Source organism: Corynebacterium testudinoris (assembly GCF_001021045.1).
GTDB lineage: Bacteria > Actinomycetota > Actinomycetes > Mycobacteriales > Mycobacteriaceae > Corynebacterium > Corynebacterium testudinoris.
In genome coordinates this window covers 2,247,388-2,269,754 of record NZ_CP011545.1, presented here as the reverse complement: position 1 = coordinate 2,269,754, position 22,367 = coordinate 2,247,388, and the positions used below count along the sequence as shown (strand labels likewise).

18 protein-coding genes and 2 tRNA genes are annotated in these 22,367 nt (G+C 61.6%); 10 read left to right on the top strand and 10 right to left on the bottom strand.

Annotated elements, in window-relative coordinates; genetic code table 11:
* Positions 1-10: 10 nt before the first annotated feature.
* Entirely contained in the window at positions 11-1,429 is a 1,419-nt protein-coding gene (locus CTEST_RS10880) for an alanine/glycine:cation symporter family protein (RefSeq protein ID WP_047254422.1), read from the bottom strand.
* 185 nt (positions 1,430-1,614) lie between these two features.
* On the opposite strand from CTEST_RS10880, the gene pgm reads away from it, so the two are divergent.
* From pgm to CTEST_RS10855, 5 genes are all read left to right on the top strand, one after another.
* Positions 1,615-3,276 carry a phosphoglucomutase (alpha-D-glucose-1,6-bisphosphate-dependent) gene (gene pgm, locus CTEST_RS10875; RefSeq protein ID WP_047253748.1) on the top strand — a complete coding sequence of 554 codons (1,662 nt, stop codon included), beginning with the start codon at positions 1,615-1,617 and terminating at the stop codon, positions 3,274-3,276.
* Between the two features lie 75 nt (positions 3,277-3,351).
* Positions 3,352-3,852, top strand: coding sequence for a DoxX family protein (locus CTEST_RS10870; RefSeq protein ID WP_376701801.1), 501 nt, complete (start codon positions 3,352-3,354; stop codon positions 3,850-3,852).
* A 30-nt stretch (positions 3,853-3,882) separates the two neighbouring features.
* Positions 3,883-4,611, top strand: a complete 729-nt coding sequence (locus CTEST_RS10865) for a DsbA family protein (protein WP_047253747.1) — start codon at positions 3,883-3,885, stop codon at positions 4,609-4,611.
* Between the two features lie 153 nt (positions 4,612-4,764).
* Positions 4,765-4,837: transfer RNA gene (locus tag CTEST_RS10860), tRNA-Ala, on the top strand.
* 35 nt (positions 4,838-4,872) lie between these two features.
* Positions 4,873-4,945 (top strand) — tRNA-Ala (locus CTEST_RS10855).
* Between the two features lie 309 nt (positions 4,946-5,254).
* On the opposite strand, the gene CTEST_RS10850 is transcribed toward CTEST_RS10855, so the two are convergent.
* Both CTEST_RS10850 and CTEST_RS10845 read right to left on the bottom strand, forming a co-directional pair.
* Positions 5,255-5,905: an NAD(P)-dependent oxidoreductase gene (locus CTEST_RS10850; protein WP_047253746.1), complete on the bottom strand. Its 651-nt coding sequence runs from the start codon at positions 5,903-5,905 to the stop codon at positions 5,255-5,257.
* On the bottom strand, positions 5,902-6,828 hold the full coding sequence (locus CTEST_RS10845) for an EamA family transporter (protein ID WP_083985587.1): 927 nt from the start codon (positions 6,826-6,828) through the stop codon (positions 5,902-5,904). Before CTEST_RS10845 ends, CTEST_RS10850 begins: the two co-directional genes overlap by 4 nt.
* A 78-nt stretch (positions 6,829-6,906) precedes the next feature.
* Between CTEST_RS10845 and CTEST_RS10840 the strand changes: the two genes are divergently transcribed.
* Positions 6,907-7,788 carry a LysR family transcriptional regulator gene (locus tag CTEST_RS10840; RefSeq protein ID WP_047253745.1) on the top strand — a complete coding sequence of 294 codons (882 nt, stop codon included), beginning with the start codon at positions 6,907-6,909 and terminating at the stop codon, positions 7,786-7,788.
* Between the two features lie 1,271 nt (positions 7,789-9,059).
* On the opposite strand, the gene CTEST_RS10830 is transcribed toward CTEST_RS10840, so the two are convergent.
* Positions 9,060-12,245, bottom strand: coding sequence for a DEAD/DEAH box helicase (locus CTEST_RS10830; protein ID WP_047253743.1), 3,186 nt, complete (start codon positions 12,243-12,245; stop codon positions 9,060-9,062).
* An 80-nt stretch (positions 12,246-12,325) separates the two neighbouring features.
* Here CTEST_RS10830 and CTEST_RS10825 point away from each other — a divergent pair, with 80 nt between their 5' ends.
* Positions 12,326-13,678, top strand: a complete 1,353-nt coding sequence (locus CTEST_RS10825) for an FAD-dependent oxidoreductase (protein ID WP_047253742.1) — start codon at positions 12,326-12,328, stop codon at positions 13,676-13,678.
* Positions 13,679-13,749: 71 nt separating this feature from the next.
* Here the strand turns inward: CTEST_RS10825 and CTEST_RS10820 are convergent, their stop codons facing one another.
* Together CTEST_RS10820 and CTEST_RS10815 are read right to left on the bottom strand one after the other, a co-directional pair.
* Positions 13,750-14,613: a nucleotidyl transferase AbiEii/AbiGii toxin family protein gene (locus CTEST_RS10820; RefSeq protein ID WP_144413275.1), complete on the bottom strand. Its 864-nt coding sequence runs from the start codon at positions 14,611-14,613 to the stop codon at positions 13,750-13,752.
* The gene (locus CTEST_RS10815; protein ID WP_047253741.1) at positions 14,610-15,167 is read right to left on the bottom strand and encodes a type IV toxin-antitoxin system AbiEi family antitoxin domain-containing protein; all 558 of its coding nucleotides are present in this window, start codon (positions 15,165-15,167) and stop codon (positions 14,610-14,612) included. Before CTEST_RS10815 ends, CTEST_RS10820 begins: the two co-directional genes overlap by 4 nt.
* A 273-nt stretch (positions 15,168-15,440) precedes the next feature.
* Here CTEST_RS10815 and CTEST_RS10810 point away from each other — a divergent pair, with 273 nt between their 5' ends.
* Positions 15,441-16,007 carry a dihydrofolate reductase family protein gene (locus CTEST_RS10810; RefSeq protein ID WP_047253740.1) on the top strand — a complete coding sequence of 189 codons (567 nt, stop codon included), beginning with the start codon at positions 15,441-15,443 and terminating at the stop codon, positions 16,005-16,007.
* 15 nt (positions 16,008-16,022) lie between these two features.
* Positions 16,023-16,997, top strand: a complete 975-nt coding sequence (locus CTEST_RS10805; RefSeq protein WP_047253739.1) for an NAD-dependent epimerase/dehydratase family protein — start codon at positions 16,023-16,025, stop codon at positions 16,995-16,997.
* Here the strand turns inward: CTEST_RS10805 and CTEST_RS10800 are convergent.
* Positions 16,948-18,717: an ATP-binding cassette domain-containing protein gene (locus tag CTEST_RS10800; protein WP_052844381.1), complete on the bottom strand. Its 1,770-nt coding sequence runs from the start codon at positions 18,715-18,717 to the stop codon at positions 16,948-16,950. The two genes, CTEST_RS10805 and CTEST_RS10800, sit on opposite strands and share 50 nt — an antisense overlap.
* Positions 18,717-19,778 (bottom strand): ABC transporter permease, encoded by a 1,062-nt coding sequence (locus CTEST_RS10795; protein WP_083985585.1) that lies wholly within the window; start codon positions 19,776-19,778, stop codon positions 18,717-18,719. Before CTEST_RS10795 ends, CTEST_RS10800 begins: the two co-directional genes overlap by 1 nt.
* Before the next feature lie 93 nt (positions 19,779-19,871).
* Between CTEST_RS10795 and CTEST_RS10790 the strand changes: the two genes are divergently transcribed.
* On the top strand, positions 19,872-20,579 hold the full coding sequence (locus CTEST_RS10790; RefSeq protein WP_083985583.1) for a TetR/AcrR family transcriptional regulator: 708 nt from the start codon (positions 19,872-19,874) through the stop codon (positions 20,577-20,579).
* Here the strand turns inward: CTEST_RS10790 and CTEST_RS10785 are convergent.
* Together CTEST_RS10785 and CTEST_RS10780 are read right to left on the bottom strand one after the other, a co-directional pair.
* Complete coding sequence (locus CTEST_RS10785; RefSeq protein WP_047253738.1) at positions 20,499-21,266, bottom strand: SDR family NAD(P)-dependent oxidoreductase; 768 nt, start codon at positions 21,264-21,266, stop codon at positions 20,499-20,501. The genes CTEST_RS10790 and CTEST_RS10785 overlap by 81 nt on opposite strands.
* A gap of 52 nt (positions 21,267-21,318) precedes the next feature.
* Entirely contained in the window at positions 21,319-22,344 is a 1,026-nt protein-coding gene (locus CTEST_RS10780; RefSeq protein WP_047253737.1) for a zinc-dependent alcohol dehydrogenase family protein, read from the bottom strand.
* Between the last annotated feature and the right edge of the window lie 23 nt (positions 22,345-22,367).

Here is a 22,367-nt window from a genome sequence, read left to right as displayed (position 1 = left end):
CTGTCACAGGTTACTTCCAGTCGCTGCCCTGGGCGCGGAGGAACGCTGCGACATCCTCTGGCGAGGCCCGCAACTTCGGATCGAATTTGAGGTACGCCCTGGTTTCTCGCGCGACCAGCCCGGACAGGACGAGCAGGCCGATGAGGTTCGGCAGCGCCATGAGGCCGTTGGCGAGGTCGGAGAAGGACCAGACGAGCTCGAGCTGCACCGTCGCGCCGACGAACGCCATGATGGTGAAGATGATGCGGTAGGGGACCGTGCCGCGGCGGCCGACCAGGGACTCCAGCGAGCGTTCACCGTAGTAGGACCAGCCGAGGATGGTGGAGAAGGCGAAGAAGATGATGGACAGGGAGACGATCGTGCCGCCCCACTGGCCGGGCAGGACGGTGGAGAAGGCCTCGGCGGTCATGGTGCCGGCGGTGGCGCGGCCCTGGTCCCACACACCCGAGGTGACGATGACCAGGCCGGTGATGGTGACCACGATGAGGGTGTCAATGAAGGTCTGCGTCATCGAGACCAGGCCCTGACGCACCGGGTGGGAGGTTTTGGCGGCGGCGGCGGCGATGGCGGCGGAGCCCATGCCGGACTCGTTGGAGAAGATGCCGCGGGCGACACCGAACTGGATGGCCAACATGATGCCGGCGCCGACGAAGCCACCCGTGGCGGCGGTGCCGGTGAAGGCGTCGGTGAAGATGAGGCCGATGGCGGCGGGGATCTGGCCGGCCTCCAGCACGAGGACGGTGATGCCGCCGAGGATGTAGATGATGATCATCATGGGCACGAAGGCAGCGGTGACGCGGCCGATGGCCTGAATGCCGCCGAGGAGGACGGCGCCGAGCAGAACGAAGATGATGACGCCGGAGGCGTACGTGTCGAGGCCGAAGGTTCGCTCCAAGTTCGCAGAGACGGCGTTGGCCTGGGTGAGGTTACCGATGCCGAAGGAAGCGATGACGGCGAACACCGCGAAGGAGAAGGCGAGGACCTTGCCCACGGGGCCCTGGATGCCGCGCTTGAGGTAGTACTGCGGGCCGCCGGACTGCTCGCCCTTGGCGTCCGTGGTGCGGAAGCGCACGCCGAGGAACGCCTCGGTGTACTTCGATGCCATGCCGACAAGGCCGGTGACCCAGATCCAAAACAGTGCGCCCGGGCCGCCGACGGAGATCGCCGTGGCCACGCCGACGATGTTGCCCACGCCGACCGTGGCGGCCAGTGCCGTGGTGAGGGCCTGGTAGTTGGAGATATCTCCCTTTCCGCCCTCATCAGATCTATCAATGAGCCCGTGGCGCAGCGCGCGACCCAGGGTGAAGAACTGAATCCCGCCGAGGCGAATGGTGAGGTAAAGACCCGTGCCCAGCAGGAGAGGGATGAGGAAGAAAGGACCCCAGACGATTCCGCCCAGGGTGTCGAGGAGATTCTGCAAAGATTCCATGGATAGAAAGTACCGCCGGGTGAGCTGGATCACCATATAATTGTGATAATCCAATCCAAAGTACTCACTCCCTGCCCCCTGGCGGGGGTGATCCGTCGCCGCTTACTGATCCGTCCCTGCGCGAGCGAGACCGGCGGACGACAATGTGGGTTAATCCCTGCCTCATCCATGAAGGAGCACCCAAGATGGCACACGAGCGCGCGGGCCAGCTAGCCCGCCCCGAGGACCTCATCGACATCGCCGAGGTGGTCACGGCCTATTACACCCGCATCCCCGACGTTGAAAACCCCGACCAGCAGGTCGCCTTTGGCACCTCCGGGCACCGCGGTTCCTCCCTGGACACGGCCTTCAACGAGAATCACATCCTGGCCACGACCCAGGCGATCGTCGATTACCGGCGCGCCAACTCCATTGGCGGCCCCGTCTTCATCGGCCGCGACCCCCACGCCCTCTCCGAACCCGCGATGATCTCCGCCTTGGAGGTGTTGCTGGGCAACAACATCACCGTGCTTGTCGACGATCGTGGGCGCTACACCCCCACACCAGCCGTCTCCCACGCCATCCTCGCCCACAATGCGGGCCTCGCCGGTGGCGTCACTGGCACCGATCCACTGCGGGCCGACGGCGTCGTCATCACCCCCTCCCACAACCCGCCCCGCGATGGCGGCTTCAAGTACAACCCGCCCTCCGGCGGCCCGGCCGACACCGACGCCACCGATTGGATTGCCGCCCGCGCCAACGACTACCTCCGCGCCGGGCTCGACGGAGTATCTCGGGTGGCAGTGGCGGGCGTGCTCGACCCCCGCGCGGAGCGCTACAACTACCAGGACACCTACATCGCCGACCTGCCCAACGTGGTCAATATCGACGCTATTCGCGGCTCCGGCCTGTCCATCGGCGCCGACCCCATGGGCGGGGCCTCCGTCGACTACTGGGGTGCGATCGCTGATGCCCATGGCCTCAACCTCACTGTGGTCAACCCCCTCGTCGACGCCACCTGGCGTTTCATGACCTTAGATACCGACGGCAAGATCCGCATGGACTGCTCCTCTCCGGACTCCATGGCCTCGCTCGTGCACAACCGCGACAAATTCGACATCGCCACCGGCAACGACGCCGACGCCGACCGCCACGGCATCGTCACCCCCGACGCCGGGCTGATGAACCCGAACCACTACCTCGCCGTGGCCATCGAGTACCTCTTTGGCAACCGCCCCGGCTGGTCGCCGGATACCGCCGTGGGCAAGACCCTCGTCTCCTCCTCCATGATCGACCGGGTGGTGGGCAACCTGGGCCGACGGCTGGTCGAAGTCCCCGTCGGCTTCAAGTGGTTCGTCCCCGGCCTGATCGACGGCACCATTGGTTTCGGCGGCGAAGAATCCGCCGGCGCCTCCTTCCTCCGCCACAACGGCACCGTCTGGTCCACTGACAAGGACGGTTTGATAATGGACCTGCTGGCTGCCGAGATCACCGCCGTCACCGGCAAGACGCCCTCCCAGCGCTACGCCGAACTCGCCGCCGAATATGGTGCGCCCTTCTACGCGCGCACCGATGCGGAGGCCAACCGCGAGCAAAAAGCTGTGCTGAAAAACCTCTCCCCGGAACAAGTGACAGCTGACACACTCGCCGGCGAAGCCATCACCGCCAAGCTCACCAACGCCCCCGGCAACGGCGCCCCCATCGGCGGCCTCAAAGTCACCACCGAAAGCGCCTGGTTTGCGGCCCGACCTTCGGGAACTGAAGACAAATACAAAATTTACGCCGAGTCCTTCCGAGGGGAAGAACACCTCCGAGAAGTACAACAGGAGGCGGAGGCATTAGTTAGCGATGTCCTCAAAAATGCCTGACCGATGCCTGTGACGTGCTGATGTGGGTGAATTCATGTAGGCCCCCATCGGCTCCGTGGGCTAAAGTCTGTTGGCGTGTCCACTATTGAACAGACCGATGCACCAACCGGTGCACGTTCGTGGTTTACCCGCTCGGTGCTTCTCGACGCCGTCAGTGCCTTCGCGCGCTTCTTCATGGCCTACACCTGGATCTCAGCGGGCATTCCCAAACTGAACGACCACATGAACATGACGCAGGCGATCACCGCCTACGAAATCTTCACTCCCCAGTTCTCCGACTTGCTGGCTCGCATCATCGGCCCACTTGAAATAGCCGGCGGCGTGATGCTCCTCCTCGGGCTGTTCCTGCGCCCAGCCAGCAAGGTCGCCTCCGTGGTACTGGTGCTGTTCATCATCGGCATTGCTTGGGCGTGGATCGGCGGCCTCGTCATCGACTGCGGTTGCTTCAACATTGAGCCCAACGTGGACAAACAGGCCATGGACTACCTCATGACCATCCTGCGCGACATCGGCTTCTTGGCACTCAGCGTGTGGACGATTTACCGTCCCTTCAAGAAGTTTGCGATCTACCCCTGATCCCCAACTAGAGCAAGGTACAAAATTACAGTGAGCACCAAAAAGGTCACCAACCCCAACGCCAAGGGCGGCTCCGGCTTCCTCTGGGCCATCCTCGCCGTCATCCTCATCGCCGCCGTCGTGATCGGCTACATCGTTATCTCCGGCCAGGGAAAGAAGACCGAGCACCTCGCCGACCGCGAGACCGTTGCCGTCGACTTCGCGTCCAACCTCGGCGACAACGCCGTGACCCTCAAGTCCGCCAACGCCGCAGCCGACGCCCCAGCCGTCGACCTCTACGAGGACTTCTCCTGCTCCTACTGCGCCCAACTGGCCAAGAACACCGACGAGCAGATGAAGGAAGCCCTCGACGAAGGCAAGCTCGTGGTCAACGTCCGCACCCTCAACTTCCTTGACCGCGGCAACCCCGACGGCCACTCCACCCGCGCCGCCGCCGCCATCCTCGCCATCGTGAACTCCGGCGACACCGAGCTCTACTGGAACTACCGCGCCGCCCTCCTCGAAGACCAGGAAGAGATCTTCAACAAGTGGAGCAACGACGACTTCGCCGATGCCGCCGTCGCCCTCGGCGCCAACGACGACGTAGCCAAGGCCATCCGCAACGGTGACTACCACGACGAAGCCGTCAGCGTGACCACCGCCAATGCCGACAAGCTCAACTCCGAGACTGGCCAGGTCTCCTCCCCGCGCGTGCTCCAAAACGGCAAGGATGTCGACGTCGCCGACATCAGCCAGTGGATCAACGCAGTGGTGAAGTAGTCACTATTGATTGGCGTTGTGGTCCGGCCCCTCCCCCTTGAGCTGGGGGAGGGGCCGGGCCGCTTCTTGCTTCGTCCCTTGGGTGTTGCCTGGTGACCTGTGGATTTGTTCGCACCACCGCCAGGAGTGTAGATTTACATGAGTTGAAAGCAAGGGGCTATGGCGCAGCTGGTAGCGCACCACACTGGCAGTGTGGGGGTCATGGGTTCGAATCCCATTAGCTCCACTGTTTCCCGCAAGGGAAGCTGAAAAACAACTAAAGGGGCTATGGCGCAGCTGGTAGCGCACCACACTGGCAGTGTGGGGGTCATGGGTTCGAATCCCATTAGCTCCACTTTTTCTCTACTTTCTTTTGGCACCTGACCTGGGATTTTCGGGTTTTGGTTTTAGCGCGGCGAACGGTTCATTGAGCTGGATCGCCGTTTTTCTTTTCCCGCCGAGCGAGGCGGCAAAACCCGCACTTCCTAACAACTTGTTGGGTTTGGAAGGGAGATTGACCCCGGAGTTGTTAGCAAGTGCGGGTTTTGGAGTTCCTCGCACGGGCAGTCGGAGTGCTCGTAGGGTCAAAATGTGTTGGACGTTGCCCGAGTTCCAGCCTGATCCCCGTGGTGAAGGTGCTGGTTTCAGCGTGTCGACCACTGAGTTAGGGGACGACTCCGTAAGCGACTGTGAAGTGCGGGTCACTAGTGGGTTGTTCGAGCTCATCAATGACAGCGATTGCGAAGTCCGGAGCGGTAATGCGCGAGGCTCCATTCATGTCGGTCACTAGTGTGGTGGTACCGCGTTGATAGCTGCCTGTTCGTATCCCCGCTTCGAAGATGGCAGGCGGGCTGAGATATACCCAGCCGGTGTACGGGTGCTCCTGGCAGGCGTGGAACTGACTCAGGCTTGCCTGTGCGATGGATTTCCATTCCTTGGGGACGTAGTCAGGGTCATCGATCAGCAGCCGGTCTGAATAGTTCGGAGAGCGTAGCGGTGCGGAACCGCCGACAATGAGCACGCGCGTACCCTGACGAGCCGCTGCGTCGAGGAAACCGCTCGTCAAGGACGCGAGCTGTTCCATTTCTCCTGGAGCGAGACGGATGGTGAGCACGGCGGCGTCGATATCGGCCAACACCGGAGCCACAGCCTCAGTGTCGGCGACATCGACCGCTTGGACTGCAAGCCGGCTATCTTCGCGGATGGTGGTACCAGCGCGGCGCGAGGCCGCGACGACTGCATGTCCTCGGGTGAGGGCTTCTGAGACGATGGCGCTGCCGGCCATGCCGGTAGCACCGAAAACGGCGATTTTCATGAGGAGATTTGTACCTTCTGTTTCGGGGAAGGAAGTTGGCCAGCGACCATCGCGATGAGAGCGAGCGCAAATCCAAGCAGTTGGGTGAGAGTCAGGGCCTCGCTTGCGATCACAGCACCGAGGATTGCGGCGATGAGCGGAGACAACAGGCCTAGCAGTGCCGTCGCCGTCACGGGGAGGCGGCGGATACCGGCGAACCAGATGGTGTAGGCGACGAGCGTCCCGACGATGCCAAGCCAGGCGTAGCCGAGCCAGGCGATGCCATCGATAGTGGGCGGAACGCCGTCGATAAGCAGAGAAGGCAACAGGAGAACGAGGCCAGCGGCAGTGAGTTGCCATCCCGCGAGGCCTATCGGAGAGATCCCCTCGGGGCGCCCCCATTTTTTGGTGAGAACGACGCCGATGCCCATCGATGCTGCTCCGCCGAGACCAGCAAGGATTCCCATCAAAGACATTGCTGCGTCCGGCCCGATGACCACGAGAGCGACGCCGATCATGCCGAGCACGCCCCAAAAGACGCGCCAGACCGATAGTTTCTCTTGCAGGATTGCGACGGCCAGGAACGCGATCACGATCGGCTGTGACGCTCCGAGTGTGGCTGCGACGCCGCCGGGGAGTTCCTGAGCAGCCATGAAGAGCAGCGGAAAGAAGGCACCCATGTTCAGCGTGCCGAGCACGAGGCTCTTCCACCACCAAGAACCTTGCGGCAGCTGCCGTGCAAGCAGAAGTGCTATCAGCCCGGCTGGGAGCGAGCGCATCATCGCTGCGAAAAGGGGGTGGCCCTCCGGAAGCATGTGCGTGGTGACGATATAGGTCGTGCCCCACACCATCGGAGCGAATGCTGTCAGCACTGTCCAGCTCGCTGGACTGGAGGCATCAGTCAGTACGCCCGGAGGCACCGGAGCAGGAATCTTGTTGGTCATACAACTATGGTCGAACCATTCTTTCAATGAGTCCAACAGATTATTGTCATATCAAGCATGAACTGAGATCATAGATTGATGGAGTTGCAACAAATGCGGTATGTCGCCGCTATCGCGGAGGAGCAGAATTTCACCCGAGCAGCTGAGCGATGTTTCGTAGTGCAATCAGCGCTCAGTCACCAGATCAAAGCACTCGAACGCGAACTCGGAGTCAAGCTATTTGCGCGAAGTAGCCGTCGGGTAGAGCTCACTGCGGCCGGTGAAGCGTTCCTAGTGCAGGCGCGGGCGAGCCTGGATGCTGCCGATCGCGCTGTCTCGGCTGCAGCGGCGGCGAACGGAGAAATTCGCGGCACGCTAACTGTTGGTGTAATCCCTACCGTCACCACGATCGATATTCCCGCCGCCCTTGGCACATTCCACCGCACTCATCCTGCAGTCCGAATCAAGCTTCACAGTGGGGGAAGCGACGAATTCATCGCTGCGATCAAGGCGGGCAGCATGGATGTGGCAGTCCTCGGGCTTCCGGACAGCACGCCACCTACAGGAGTGAACACACACGTGCTTGCTAGGGACCGGCTCGCCGCCGTCGTGTCGGCCGAACATCCGCTAGCAAAGCGGCACGAGTTCCAGCTGGCGGACCTCACAAATGAAGCTTTTGTAGATTTTCCGGCGGGGACACCTGGTCGCATACCCTCCGATCTCGCGTTCCAAGCTGTGGGCGTTTCTCGTGAGGTCACATTCGAGGCGATGAGCACCGAACTGATCCTCAATTTGATCCGTCAAGGTCTCGTCATTGCGTTGCTGTCGCCGACTCTTATTCCGGCTGATAGTCGCGATCTTCGAGTAATTCCGGTCGAGTCAGGGCCAACCCGAGTCGAGTACCTAGCGTGGAGTAATTTCAACCCGACGCCGGCGGCACAGGCGTTTCTCAAAAGCCTCCCGCTGCCTCTGGCTCCATAAGCCGGACGGTATGAGGACCACATCGAATCGGGGAAAACGTACTTCGAGAGCACGAATCATCCCCGAGAGCGTCCTACTAAAAGATGGCAACGGGCAAGCGGGACTTACAATTGTTTGGTGATCGTAGCGGTTGAAGGTCCCAGCGCAGCAGGAAAGACGACCTGGTGCCGGTCTGCAGCGCCGGAGTACGTCGAAGAATACCAACCCACCGGTGTTGAGCCGGATGGAAGTGACCCCGTGGTCCAAGCTACGTACTGGACAGAAGTCAACGCAGATCGTTGGGAACAAGCTATTGCTCTCGAGCAAAGATCGGGACTTGCGATCTGCGATAGTGATCCTCTTAAGCTGCACTACTCGTGGTGTTTGGCTCGTGTTGGCGCAGCGCCAGTTTCCCGTTTCCTCAGCGAATTTGCTGCAGTCGGTGAAGCGATGCGCTTGAAGCGGATCGGTTTCGCGGACACGGTTTTGTTGTCAGTGCCGGACGAGGAGAGTCTTCGCTTGCGGAAGGAGGGTGACCTCACTCGATCGCGGCGCTCCTTTGAACTGCACGTTCGGCTACGGGAGCCGCTTGAAGAGTGGTACGAGACATTGGAACGCTTGCGTCCTGGCACCGTTAGACGGGGGCCTCTGCCCGTCGGCGCGGAAGATCTTGAATCACTCCAATCTGAAGACCGATACGATCTGGAGATGCTTCGGGCATTTGCTTCTGCGCTGCCGCGAGTCAAGGAGCCATGAAACCCTGTCTTCGGTTTGGAGTCGGAGAGTGGTCAGTCGATGAGATCAAGGCCGGCGCCGAGAGCCTTGAGCGTATGCGAGGGTAGTTCGACTTGATGCTCTGCCGCATTGGGGTGGAACGATGTAGCTCGTGCATAGGTGAATACTGAGGCTGCTGCACCGACGACTACACACTCAGGCTTACAGCGATTGAAAGTGGATCTGCTTGCTCGCGATGCGCTCTCGCACCATGTTTGGGTTGAACGGATATCGGAGAGTTTGACACTGATCCGCCGCCATCAACGAGTCCCCCTCGTATCTACCTACCTCGGGAGTGTGGAGCTCGATCGCCGGCTCGTTTTGCCGAGACTGGACTCTTCCGGCGCGAAAAGCTCGACAACGACCTTCCTGCTTTCGCCACGATGCCTACCTGTGGCTTTTAGGAGAGCACGCACGTCGACGCACATCAAGGGGTCGGGACGGCCCTTGCACCGTCATCCTGCCTGTTTTATCGAAAGGCAGAAACACCACTCTCGGGGACTTGACCCATTGCTTGCCTAACGAAGCGCATTGGAAAGATCGCGGAAGTAGTTATATTGCTTCCAGAAGCGGCGATCGCCGATAACGTACAGCCGCCGTTTCGCTCGGCTAGCTGCGACATTGACCAGGTTGGGGGTGCTGGCCCAGTAGGCAGGAGCGCCGGGTTTGTTGGGGTCGCCCCCAAGAACGAGGATGACAACGGATGCTTCGCGCCCTTGAGCAGTGTGAATGGTGCCTGCTCGGAGGCTTTCGTACTTGCGGGTGAGATTCTGGAGTTTGTTTGCGACATCTCGGAATGGGGTGATGACGATGATCTCTGACGGTGGAATCCCTTGGCTATCTAGGTAGCCAAGAGCCTTTTCCAGTCGCCGGATTTGGTTGGGTTGGTAGTGGCTTCCGGGGTTGCTTGCAGGCTCGTCGGCCCAGTAGCTGACGGCGACAACGGGTTTGTCCGGGCTGTCGAACTGATCGCTCGCGAGATCTCGGTAGACGCCGTCGACCATGAGGTTGTTGTAGGCGATCTGGTTGCACAGGGAGAACATGGGATCGTCGCAGCGGCGGTGTACGCGCAGGGGCGCGCTTACCCAGGATTTCTCTTCGCCTTGGTCTAGGAAGGTTCCGAAGGGAGTGACGCGGTCAGCAAGGGTTTGTACTGAGGCGCGGGGTGGAATCCAGGTGGTGCTGATGCCGTAGCTATGGGCGATGTGCCGCTGAGCTTTCTCGGGGATTGTGACTACTGGTTCGAGCTGGAGCGGGTCGCCTACTGCGATGGTGCGCTGTGCTCGCCAGATCATACCGGCGGCAAACTGGGGTGACGATTGCCCGGCTTCGTCAATGAGAAGCCAGCCGATTGCTTCCGCGCCGATGCCCTCGAACATGCGGCTGGCCGACGCGAAAGTCGTAGAGATCAACGGAACGACTAGGAAGAAGTGTTGCCAAGCGGCTTTAATTTTCCCTGGTTCGAGGTCGCGAGGTGAGTTTCCGGAGAGGACATCGCTAGCGGCACGGAGACCTTCGAGCATTTCGCGTGCAGCATTGGCGAGGAAGTCCTGATGGAGTTGGAGAGCTGCGACGAACAGGTCAGAGCGGGCGGAGTTCAGTTCCTCGTCAAGCCACGGGGCGTGCAGTTCGCGTTCATCGCCGATCCATGCCGGCCCAGGATAAGCAGTGCCTAATCGCTCCTCGTCTTTGGCGCACTCTGCCCGCAATTTGGCTAGGTTTCTCTGAACGCTCTTAAGTTCCCGTTGAGCTGAGGACAGGTGATTGCCAAGTTGCCGCACTCGCTCCTCTGTCTCTTGCACCACAGCTGCCGCTTCTCGCTGGCTGTTTTCAGTCTCTACCAGCTCTAGCAGGAGCTCGTCGTGGTGGCTTCTCCAGTCACGGATCGCCTGTCCGAATGAAAAGATCGTCTCCAGCGCGCCGGGCTTGGCGGCGAGATGTCGTCCGTGGCTCTCCGCAGCCTGGGCGCGAACAGCTTCTCTCTCCTCATGGTGTGTTTGGCACTGGGAGAGGTTGCTTTGAGCCTTCTTTAAATGCTTGCTAACCAGCTCGACCTCCGATTGGAGTTCAAGTGCGCGTCTGGGTAACTCGCGCACCCTCCGGAGTCGATGCTGTGCCTGCGCCCGCTCCCGGAGGAGCGTGTCTACTCGCTGTTCAGCTATGTGAAAGGCTTGGCGTGCATCGGTCCAGGGGGTGAAGGCAACGTCGCCGTCGCGCCATTGCTTTAGGCGGGTCTGCATCCGGGGGACGCTGTCTTCATCAAATTCTTGGTTCTTCGAGGGTTTCTTATCGAACCAGAAGGATGATAGGAAGGCGGACCGGTTACTCTTCTTGCCGAGGCGTGCGGCCACCAGCCCCCAGGCGGAGGGAGTTTTGGAAGTACCGGCTCGGAGGACTTCAGTGGCGATTTCGCTGAAGTAGTCAAGGTGGCCGCGCCATGGTGCATCGACTGCGGATTCTTCGGGAATTTCAGTGGTGACGTTTTCGACGGCCGCGTTGTTTGCCGATGCAACGACCATCTCAAATCCCGTCAACTCGGGTGTGAGCTGGCGAACCTTCCGCGGGTATCCCGCCCTATCATTCCAGCGGTGAGTGACCTTGGTGAAGGCATCGGTAGGTTTCTCAAGTGCTGCAAGGCGGCGGGCTCGTTCTACAACGTTTCCAGCAAGGATGTCGCGCAGCATGGTCGTCTTACCGGTACCGGGAGGTCCGTTGACACCCATGAGGCCAGCGCCGCGGCCAAGACCATTTAGCGCTCGGTTGACGGCAAATTGCTGGCTCAGTGCCAGCGAATGCTGTGGATTACTGGGCCATCGGCCCTTGGGCAAGCGCTCGATGGAGGTCCATGCATCTACAGCATCCGGCTGCTTGATAACGTCGGTCCGGGTAGAGGTTGGGAGTACTTTGTCGCCGGTGAGATACGCGGTGAGGCCCTCGCCGCAATTTCCGAGCGCGACATGCTTACGCACGGTGGCGAGGTCGTCGAGGTAGAAGCTATTGAGGAAATCTGCGCCCTTCCCCTCGGTGTCTTCTTCATCGACACGTGACGGTAACACCGCGACACTTTGAATGACGATGCGGTTGTCTGCGAGGTCATTAAAACCGTTGACACCGGCAGCACGGTGAGAGAGCTCCAACAGCTGCACTAGCGAGTCCGAGTCGAGAGGCGGAGGTGGCTCGTCTGGGCCGGCTTGGCGCCGTCGGCCCTCCAAGGAATCGATCGACTTCATCAGTTCCTTCGAAGCATCTTCGAACTCATCCATCCAGCGCGAATCGTTCGGTCCTGATTCCCGAATGCGACCAGCAGCCCAGAGTGCGGAAGATAAAATTCCTGAGTCGGTGACTAACCGGCCGTCGTTATCTACGATGATCCCGGCGCAAGCGCTCTCAGCATTGGGCCGATTGTCATATGCGTCGGGGTCTGCGCCGAAGAATTGTTCCAAAGCCTCGTACGTTGCCGCGAGTTTGTAGACGCCGAGAAATACCGTGTGTTGCCAGACCCGCTGCTTGCCATAGAGCGGACGGGCAGACGGAAGAGTGTCCCAGGGAAGAGGATTGCCGGGCCTCCACTGGATCACTTGGCGATCGGCTGGCTGGGTGGCTTCCCGAGGCACCACTGGCACTTGCTGTGGGCTGAACAGCTCCAGCATCCACCAGAACGACAGGATCCGCAGGCTCTCTCTTCTATCTCGAACGGCTTCCATGCCCCTCATCTTGCCTCACCGTCCCGACACGTGAGTCTGAGCTAGGTTGGAGGCAAATCGCCGACGATGGGAGTTCGACCATGACCACGCTTACTCCGCAGCTATTGATTATCGGGTGGGGCAAGGCTGGCAAGACGCTCGCCGGCCGCGCCGCGGATGCTGGTTGGGAGGTGGTGTTGGTCGAGCGTTCGCCGCAGATGTACGGCGGTACCTGCATCAACATTGGCTGTGTTCCCACGAAGGACCTTATTGTTTCGGCAGAGGCGAAGCGCGCCGGGGATGATCCGGCGGCTTATTTCCGGGAGTCGGTGGAGGGTCGGGATGCTCTGATCAGGAAGCTCAATGCCGCTAACTATGCGATGTTGGCTGATCGCGAGGAGGTGACCCTGCTCGACGGTGAGGCTCGGTTCGTGGGGCCGCATGAGGTGGTCGTCGATACGCATGACGGTGAGGTGCGGGTGAACGCTGAATATATTGTTGTCAACACTGGCACGATGCCGCGGCCGTTGGATGTTCCGGGTGCCGACGGCCCGCGGGTCTTCGACTCGACGACCATCCAGCACATCGATCCGTTCCCCAAGCACCTCACCATCATTGGGGCGGGGTTCATCGGTTGCGAGTTTGCCAACATGTTTTCCCTTTTCGGTTCGAAGGTGACGATGTTGGATGCGGGGCTGGAGTTCCTGCCGCGCCTCGATCGCGATGTCGCCGATGCCGTCTCCGCTCTCTTCGTCGAGCGGGGCATCGACGTGCAGCAAAACGCGAAGGTCACCGCCATTGGTGCCGATGGCTCGGTCAACGCTGGTGACAAGATTGATTCCGACGCCGTCCTCATCGCCGCCGGTCGCACGCCCGCCACGGCGGGCTTGGGGCTGGAGGAAGCCGGGATTGCGACCGACGGTCGGGGCTTTATTGTCGTCGATGATCAGCTGCGGACGAGCGTCGATAATGTTTTTGCCACCGGTGACGTTAATGGTGGGCCGCAGTTCACCTACATCTCACTCGACGATTTTCGGATCGTTGCCGACGCCCTCTTCGGGCCCGGCGCCCGGCGCCGAAGCGATCGGGTCGCCGTGCCGAACGCCACGTTCATCACTCCGCCGCTCGCGACCGTTGGCATGGGCGAAGCTGACGCCCGCGATAGCGGTCGCAATGTCCTGGTCGGCAGCCTGCCGGTAGCCAAAATCGCCGTGATGCCACGTCCCAAGATCGTGGGGGAGACGCACGGCATCATCAAACTGCTTGTCGACGCCGACAGTGACGAGCTGCTGGGCGCCACCGTCTTCAGCATCGATGCCCAGGAAGTTATTAACCTTCTGGCCCTAGCCATTCGCTCGGGCACCACGGCAACGGAGCTCCGCGATGGCATCTGGACTCACCCCTCGTCCACCGAGGCGCTGAACGGGGTGCTCAACAATCTGCGGCCGCTGTAGTTTGAGCGCTAGGGATCGAGGCGGCCTGTCTGGCTTGAGCAATTGACCTTGTTGCCGCATAACGAAGCTCGTTACTCGAGCGATCGCGAGTCTCCGCGACTGAAGGCGGGGTCGAGATATGACGCTACGAGAGTCATTTGGTCATCTAGATCTGCTTCGCATAGCCCCTCCAGTTTGTGTTTGCGGCGCCACGCTGCCCATTTAGCCTGTCCCACTTTCCCGTAGCCGCTGACGTGCGGTGCGATTGATTCCAGGGCAACACCACGATAGCGAGCTACAGCTCGCGCGGACTTGAACAGCTCGTCAGTGTCGATTCCCTGCCGGGCGAGTTGAACAATGTCCACGTAGTCACGCCACCGAGTGCTGGTGATTCCCCGTTCGAGGATGGTGACACCTTTCTCGGCGATCGATGTCTCCGGTGCGTATCCGAGTATTGAGATGGGCGTGCCCAAGATACGGTCGATGCGGACTTCACGGGGAGCAGGAAATATTGGATCCCCGGTGGAGACATCCCACGCAGCGGTGCCTTTCCATGCCCCTATCGACACACCGACTCGGACTCGGAAGCCAGGGTAATCGGAATGCTCACGGATCTCCTGCACGCTGATTGAGTCCAGGTTGAAAATCACTCCATCATCAACCTCAACGCCGGCTACATCATGGACGACAGACACGAGGCTATCGATAGAAACTTCCGTTCCGACAGCATTCGAATCTGCGTCTTTTGTAGCGCGGCGTACGCCGTATGCCGCAAGTAGGACTCCACCTTTGAGTACGAAATTTTTCGCGTGGGGAGTGCGAGTCAGGCGATCCAAAAAAGATTCCAGAGTGTGCCGGATCAAGTACTCCTGCGTGGGCACACCGGCGCTGGCGACTATGGTTGTTGCCCGTGCTTCGGACTGAATCAGACGGAAAACCTCTTCGCCTCTACTCATGTCAACACCTCTAAAGCCCGGAGCATGGGAGACTTGGCGCGAGGTAGCTGTGACGCTATCTCGATGAGCCGAGCGGGCTTGCCGCCTCTTTGGAGCCATGTCTTCAATGCTTCCAGGGGCAACTCATATCCAACCGCGCCTCTCAGGCGAAACGCGTCTGCAATCGACCTTTCCGGCGAATAGATTCCAATTGTCTGTTCCGTCCCTGGGATCAGAATCTCCTCTCGGCCGATGTTAAAGGTGGCGCGGTCAAACTGATGCCACGCGATCGTTGCCGGGGTCGCTGGCGTGCGTACCCCACGTGGAATCGCCACATCCATCGCTGCTGGAATCTCGACCGTCAAATCGTGATGGGCGAGCGCCGATGTGAGGCAAATAGTCGCATCTGGGCGCCGCGTCGCAGCCTCAATCCAGTCCCAGTCTGAAGCTGAAGAATCCGAAGGCAAATAGATGCCTCGAGCAATCCTCTCCACCCGTCCAGCCCGAGCTGCGCGGTATAGGCTGCTACGTGAGAGACCTGCATCTTTGGCTGTGCCTGGCGTCAACGTGGGCATCGATGCCAACTCCTTCATGGGACGAAACGTGTACAGGTAACTCTAGCTGAGGATGAATCGTTCCACCAGGGCTAGCTAGAGTGTGCTTGAGCTCCCCTTGAAGGTGACAGATGCCGTAGGATTCAGCGACACCCAGTGGCGACTATCGACGTCATCCAACCCGAAAGGGTGAAAGATTCGATGCACTAAGCCAATCGATGTGAAGTAGCCGCAACCGACGCCACGACAACTGAACAAACGCACCATCTCACTCGACCGACAGGAGAAGACGAGATGAGACCGCTTCGATACTCAATCAATGTCACGCTTGACGGCTGTTGCCATCACGAGGCTGGGTTGCCGCCTGACGAAGAGTCAATGGCTTTGTGGACTGCAGAGATGGAACGGGCCGACGCTCTCATTTTCGGTCGGGTGACGTATCAGATGATGGAATCTGCCTGGCGAAAGCCGGCATCCGGTGAGTGGCCGGAGTGGATGGAAGAGTGGCAGATTCCATTTGCCGAAGCGATTGACCGCGCTAAGAAATACGTCGTATCAGCGACCTTAGAAGAAGTCGACTGGAATGCTGAACTACTCCGGGGCGACCTCAGAGGCCAGATTGAGACACTGAAGCAAGAAGAAGGCGAAGGGCTCTGGGTGGGAGGCGTCACGCTCCCCCTGGCGTTAGCGGACCTGGGTCTGATCGATGAGTACGAGTTCCTACTCCACCCAGTGCTGGTTGGGCACGGCCCCACGTTGCTTTCCGGTCTGCGGGAAAGGGTTGAACTCGACCTGGTGGAGCATCGGTCATTCCAGTCGGGCGCCATTGCCCTTCGGTACCGGCCCGCACATCGACGATGATTGGATGCTGAAAACGTGAAGGTTCTCCTGCTCGGCGGTACGGCCATTCTGGGACACACAATTGCCACGGCCGCGTTGAAGCGTGGCCACGAGGTCACCTGCCTGGCACGCGGGAACGGCGAGGTCCCGCACGGGGTGACCTTTGTCCGCGCGGACCGGGATCGAGATGATGCGTTGGGGGTAGTGTCGGGCGAGGTATGGGACGTGGTCATTGACCTGACCCGTCAGCCGGTGCACGCTCGGCGAGTGGTGCGAGACCTCGATGCGCAGCACTGGATCTTCGTCTCTTCCACCAGTGTCTACAGCAGGGGAGACGTGCTCGAACAGGACGAGTCGGCCCCTCTCGTTGATGCTCTTGACGGCGACTACTTCACTGATCCTGCCCAGTATGGCCCCGCGAAAGTGGCGTGTGAGAACTTCTACCGCGGACACAGCGCGTCGCACACGATTGTTCGGCCGGCGTTGATCGGCGGCGATGGGGACGACACTGGAAGGAGCGGCTACTACCCTTGGCGCTTCGCCCACCCGACCGGTGAAAATGTGGTGGTGCCGGATCCGACTCACCCCATCGCGCTTATCGACGTCCGCGATCTCGCCGAGTGGATCGTCGAGTGTGCGGAGCAGCGTCACTGCGGCATTTTCAATGCCGCGGGAGAGACGATGACGCTAGCGGACGTGCTGGATCTGTCGCGGGAGATTACGGCCAGCACGGCGGTGCCGTGGGTACTCAGCAATGAGGCTCTCGCTGACTTTGATGTTGCAGCGTGGATGGGTCCGCGGTCACTGCCGTTGTGGGTCAACGATCCCAGCTACCGCTATGTGGCGACGTTCAACTCGGCCGCCGCCCGCGAGTGCGGATTGGTGCTGTCGCCGCTGAGGGAAACGCTGGTCGCGGCGCTGCGCTATGAGGAGCGCCGCCAGGAACCGCGGCTAGCGGGGCTTAGTGACGAGGAGGAGAGGGAGATTCGGCGGAAGCTGTCCGGCGGGTAGCCAGCATCATCGTTTCCTCTAGCGTGGCTTGGCCCTCGGTGACGGTGAAGGCGCCGTTGAGGGGAGCGAGTGCCACCGAGACTTCGGAGGGGTGGGCGCCGGGGAGGCGGAGGACGCGGCCGTCGAGAAGCGCGGCGAAGCCGGCCCCGCGGAGCAGACGGAAGGCGCGTTCCCAATGATCTGTGGTGACGGTCAGGGACCGGTGTGACGCGGTGATGTCGGCGACGCGGCCGTCGCTAAGCATGACCAGGCGATCGCATTGCTGGGCTTCCTGCATGTAGTGGGTGGTGACGAGCACGCCCGTGCCGTTGTCTGCGGAACTGCGGAGGTTGCGCCAGAGGCGGGCGCGGGTGAGCGCGTCCATGCCGGAGGTGGGTTCGTCGAGGACCAGGAGCTCGGGGTGGTGTCCGGATGCGGCGAGGTAGGCGAGAATGCGCTTGGTCCCCAGAGACAGGGCGGCGACGGGGGAGCGGCCGAATCCCTCGGCGAAGGCGCGGGCTTCATCGCTGACCGGGATGCCATAGACGGAAGCCGCGAAGTCGAGATTCTCCATCGCGGACAGGGTCGGGTAGAGGCCGAGACCCTGGGCGACGTAGCCGATGCGACGCCGACCGTCGAGAGTGGGCGGGGAGCCGAAGAGCGTGGCCTCGCCGGCGGTGGGGGTTTCCAGGCCGAGCAGGATGCGCATGAGCGTGGTCTTTCCGGCGCCGTTTCCACCGAGCAATCCGACGATTTCGCCGGGTTCGACGTGGAGGGAGACGCCGTCGAGCGCGGGGAACGCGCCGTACCTGCGGCTGATGTTGGCGGCGTGGACGAGCGGGGCGTCGATACGCTGTGGTGGCGTGCTGCCGGTGACGGGGAGACCTGCGGTGGTGTCATCGCCGATTCCTTCGCGCAGGAGCAGCGCGATGCTGGTGTTTTCCAGATCTCCGGGTGCGGGGGTGAAGCCCTCCGGGCCGTGCGTGGACGCTTCCCAGTGGTAGACGGTGTTGGCCCGCCGCCAGCTTGTGGGGGAGTCGAGTTCGCGCCGGGCGGCGGCGAGGGTGAAGGGTGCTTCCCAGATGGTGCCGGGAGTTTGCGCGATGACCTCGTCCGGGGTGCCGGAGGCGAGCAGGTTCCCCTCGCCGAGGAGGAAGAGGCTGTTGGCGCGCTCCGCCTCGTCGAGATAGGTCGTGGCGAAGACGACGGTCGCGCCGTCTGCGGCGGCACCGGCGATGAGGCTCCACAACTCCGCGCGGCTGATGGGGTCGACGCCGGTGGTGGGTTCATCGAGAAGCACGAGGCCGGGGCGGTGCATGGTGGCGAGGATGACACCGAGTTTTTGCCGCATGCCACCCGACAGCCGCCCGGCGAGCCGCTTGGTCACGTGGTCTAGGCCGGCGAGTGTGAGCAGCTCAGCGGCCCGGGATTCTTTCGGATCGAGGTGGTAGGCCCGGGAGACGAACTCGATGTTCTCCGCGACGGATAGGTTGCGCCAGACGCCGGATTCGCCCGCCAGGTAGCCGATGTTTTCGCGTTCGACGGGAAGCCCGGTGGTGGTGCCGTCTGAGGCGGACAGGCGGCCGGCGAGGAGCTTGAGCAGGGTGGATTTGCCTGCCCCATCACCACCGATGAGCGCGGTCACGGTTCCTGGTTGAAAGGCCCCGCTGAAGCTGTGGAGGGCGGTTTGCGCGCCGAAACGCACGGAGACCCGGTCGAGGTCGATCGTGACGGGGCGCATTAGCGGGCACCTCCGTGGGTGAGGGTGTGGCGCATTCGCGCGGTGGCGGCACCAAACGCGACGATGGCCATGACGGTGAGGACCGTGAGGGGAAGCCAGAGGCTCGTGAGGTCGGCACCCCGGAGCATGACGCCCTGCGCGATCTCCCGGAACCAGGTGAGTGGCAGGATATAACCGATCCAGCGCACCCCCAGCGGCATGGCATCCAGAGGAAATATCAACCCCGAGAGCAGTACTTGCGGCACGACGAACAGGATCGCCATCTGGATCGACTGCCCGGTGCTTTGCGAGACCGAGGAAATGAGCACCCCGATTCCGAGGACGACCAACAGGAAAATAAGGGCGGAGATGCTGAACAACCACAGGCTCCCGACGAAGGGAACTCCGAACAGCCACACCCCGAGGGCGGTGACGGCCGCCATATCGACGAGTGCGAGCAGGAAGTAAGGGATGATTTTGCCCAGGATGATCGCCGACGGTCGCAGCGGCATGACCGCCAGTTGCTCCAGGGTGCCCGTCTCCCGCTCACGGACGAGCCCGATGCTGGTGATGAGCGCGCCGATGAACAGCAAAATCAGGCCGATGAGGCCCGGGACCATCACCCACGACGTCTTCAGATCCGGGTTGAACAGCACCGTTGGGGGCTGCGTGACGCCCAGCTGCATGGCAATGCGCTGCGTGGCCTGCGCGCTGAACAGGCTGCTTCCGTCGACGTAGACGTGCATCCGGTCCGTCAAGGGTGCTTGCGCACCATCAAATTGCTTTGCGACGACCACCGCATTGGCTTCCTGTCCCTTGAGCAACGACTGCGCATCTGCGTCACCCAGTGTTGGATCAACGCGGGTGATGTCCACCTCGTCTTTGATGGCCGGGTTGCTGGCGATGGCAGAGGACACCGTTTCTGCATCCGGCCCGACGACGATGACCTGCACTCGCTCTACCGAGAAGTTTGCCGCGTAGCCAAAGATCACCAGGAGCAACACGGGCAGCGCGATCAGCATGGCGAGCGTGCGGCGATCACGTGCTAGCTCTCGAAATTCCTTCACAATCAGGGCTTTCATTGCCCCACCTCCGTATTTCATCGGTTGATGAAATATATGTTAGCGGATTTCATCACGCGATGAAATAGGGGAGCACCTGATACCGTTGGTCACATGAACAAGGGGAGAAAAGCGGAGGCGGTGGAAGCCCCCCGCCGCGGACCTCGGCCGTCTGGGAAAGCGGGCAAGGAGCAGATTCTTGAGGCGGCGACCCGGGAGTTTGGTGAATACGGGTACCAGGCCACCACCATTCGCAAAATCGCCGAAGCCGCCGGAGTGGATTCCAAGCTGGTGCACTACTACTTCGGCACCAAAGAAAGCCTGTTTACCACGGTGATTACCGAAACCTTCCGCTCGCGCGGGTTCCCCGACATCCTCCTCCCCGAGGGCGAAGGTAGGGATGGGTCACCGGGAACCCGATACGTTCTCGCCGTCCTCACCGCACTCGAGGACCCCAGTATGGGCCCCGCCTTCATCGGTCTTGTCCGCGGCATCGGAACCCATGACGAGTCTCGGCGGATCTTTCTCCGCTTCGTTACCGAGGAACTCCTGGGGACCTTCGCACCCCGCCTTGGTGTGGAACACCCCGAAACGCGGCTCTCCCTGGCGGGTTCGCAGCTGCTTGGGCTCGTCTTCGGCCGCTATGTACTGAAAGTCCCGACCATCGCCGGCCTCCCTGCCCGGGAGCTGGCCCGCGTAGTCGGCCCCACCATTGATCGGTATGCATTCGGTGACATTGAGCTAGAAGCCGACGGTCTGACCGCCGTCGACCACGAGCGAGTGACCAATGGCGAAGCCACCGAGGTCGGAGCACAGCCATAAGGCGGCGGAGGCGATTTCCTCTGGCCTTCCCATGCGGCCGATCGGCTCTTGAGCAATGACCCGTGCCCGCCCTTCGGGGGTGCCCCCGGAAAAGCGATCCATCATGGGGGTGTCGATGATCCCGGGGCAGATCGCGTTGATCTGGATGCCGTCCGCGGCGTAGTCCAGTGCGGCTGATTTTGTCATGCCGAGGACTCCGTGTTTGGTGGCGGCGTAGGCGGCTTGGCCGCGGATTCCTACCACTCCGGCACCGGAGGAGATGTTGATGATCGATCCACCGCCGGTACGTCGCATCGCAAGAATCTCGTACTTCATAGCCAGGAATACGCCGCTGAGGTTAACCGCGAGGAGGCGGTTCCACTCTTCTTCGGTGATGTCTTCGAGCGGTGCCGGAGGTTGTTCGATCCCAGCATTGTTGATGGCGACGTCGATCCTGCCGAACCGTTCCACCGTGCCCGCCACCGCCTTTTCGAGGTCGGTGCTCCTGGCCACGTCGCAGACGGCGACGTGGGCTCGGCGGCCGCGGTCCTCCACGAGGCGTGCAGTGTCGAGCAGGCTTTCTTCTCCGAGGGAGGCCAGTGCGACGTCCGCGCCTGCGTCGGCAAATGCGAGGGCGATGGCTCGCCCGATTCCGGTGCCGGCTCCGGTAATGAAAGCGACCTGGCCGGTGAAATCTACTGTGATCATGAGTAATCCTTTCTGACGTGCTTTATTTCGACCCGCGGATCGCCGGGGGTGGTTACAGAGTGAGCAGCACTTTGGTGGCTGTGCGTTCGTCCATTGCTTGGTATCCCTCGGCGGCGCGGTCGAGGGGGAGCGTGAGGTCGAAAACCTTTCCCGGGTTGATCGTGCGGTCCCAGATCAGCTGAATCAGCTCGGGCAGGTAGCGCCGGACGGGGGCGGGGCCGCCGTGGAGGTGGACCTCGGCGAAGAAGAGTTCGTCGGCGGGGATCGAGACGCCGCCGTGGGCGACGCCGACGAAGCCGATGTGGCCGCCGGGGCGGGTGGAGTGGATGGCCTGGCGTAGGGATTCCTCGGTGCCGACGGCCTCGATCACCGAGTGGGCGCCCAGGCCGCCGGTGAGTTCCTTGATCTTCGCCGCGCCGGCCTCACCGCGTTCGGTGACAATGTCCGTGGCACCGTACTCGAGGGCTAGCTTTTGGCGCTCGGGGTGACGGCTCATGGCGATGATGCGCTCGGCGCCCATTTGTTTGGCCGCGAGCACGCCCATGAGTCCGACGGCCCCATCGCCGACAACGGCGACGGTCTTGCCGGGTCCGGCCTGGGCGGCGTCGGCCGCGAACCAGCCGGTCCCCAGGACGTCGGAAGCGGCCAACAGGGAGGGGATGAGATCTTCGTCCGGTAGGCCGGGCGTCGCAACGAGGGTGCCATCGGCGAACGGAATGCGGGCCTTTTCCGCCTGAGTGCCTACTGTCACGGAGACGAATTCGCCGTTGACGCATTTGGAGGGGTACCCGGCGGCGCAAATCTCGCAAGTGCCGCAGGAGATGACGAAGGAACCGACAACGAAGTCGCCGGGCTTGACGGTGGTGACGTCCGAGCCGACTTCTTCGACGATGCCGACGTATTCGTGGCCCATGGGGGTGTGGTCGGCGGGCTCGACCCCGCGGTAGGGCCAGAGGTCGGAACCGCAGATGCAAGTGGCCACTAGGCGGAGGACGGCATCGGTGGGCTCGATGATTCTTGGGTCGTCGCGGTGTCCTATGGTGATTTTTCCGGGGGCGTCCATGATGACTGCGCGCATTGTTACTCCTTGACTAGGTTTCT